This is a genomic window from Rhodococcus sp. NPDC019050 (assembly GCF_055664235.1).
Genome location: NZ_JBVOON010000056.1, coordinates 1 through 1,091, shown reverse-complemented (window position 1 = coordinate 1,091; position 1,091 = coordinate 1). Strand labels below are relative to the sequence as shown.

Genomic DNA, 1,091 nt, shown 5'->3' with positions numbered 1-1,091 from the left:
GGCGGTTTCAAGGGGTCGACGCAACACCGCTGTTAGTTGGTGGTGATTAGATCACGCAGACGCTCGGCTGGGGTATCCCAGCCGAGCGTTTTGCGTGGCCGACCGTTGAGCTCCTGAGCGACATGCTCGAGATCCTCGGGACCGTAGACACTCAGGTCGGTGCCCTTCGGGAAGTACTGCCGCAGGAGCCCGTTGGTGTTCTCGTTGCTGCCCCGCTGCCAAGGGCTGGCCGGGTCACAGAAGTAGACGGCCATGTCGGTGGCCATGCTGAACTGCTTGTGTCGGGCCATCTCGGCACCCTGATCCCAGGTCAGCGACCCACGCAGATGCTCCGGAAGGGTCCTCATGGTGGCGATGAGCGCGTCCCGCACCGATTCGGCGTCGTGCCCATTCGGCAGGTGCAACAGCATCGTGTAGCGGGTGCTGCGTTCGACGAGGGTGCCGATCGCGGTCTTGTTCAGCTCACCGGTGATCAAATCGCCTTCCCAGTGCCCGGGCACGGCCCGGTCGGCGACCTCGGCGGGACGGTCGCTGATCATGATCATCGGATCGACGAACCGGTGGGTGCGCTCGTCCTGTTTCCGCTGCTGCTTGCGTCTGCCGCGTCCGGTTCGAAGTGCTTGCTGCACTTCCTTTTTCAATCCTCCACGGGCCTGGAAGTACAGTGCTTGGTAGATCGTTTCGTGGCTCACCCGCATGCTTTCGTCGTCGGGGAAGTCCCGACGCAAGCGATGCGAGATCTGCTCCGGCGACAGCTTCCGGGACAAGCCTTCCTCGACCGCTTCCCTCAGGACCGTGTTCCGAACCAGTTTGGACTGCTTGGGCCGCGCCCGGGCTGCGGCGGCTGCCCGATCGGCCTGATACGGCAGATACCGGCCCTCGAGGCTGCCGCGACGAATCTCCCTCGAGACGGTGGAGACGTTCTTGCCGATCCGAGCGGCGATGGTCCGTAGCGAGTCCTCTACGAGCAGGCCGTCGGCGATCGCGATCCGGTCCTCGACCGACAGGTACCGGTCGCTGATCGCCGGTCGTCCGCTGTCATCACAGGTCACACTGGTCACAGACTGTGTGTAGACGGTTCCGTGGTGGTA

1 protein-coding gene is annotated in these 1,091 nt (G+C 63.9%); it reads right to left on the bottom strand.

Annotation, left to right across the window (positions count from 1 at the left end):
• Positions 1-32 precede the first annotated feature (32 nt).
• Positions 33-1,091: IS30 family transposase (locus tag AC0B44_RS21255; protein WP_471904704.1), on the bottom strand; the 1,059-nt coding region annotated here is incomplete at its 5' end.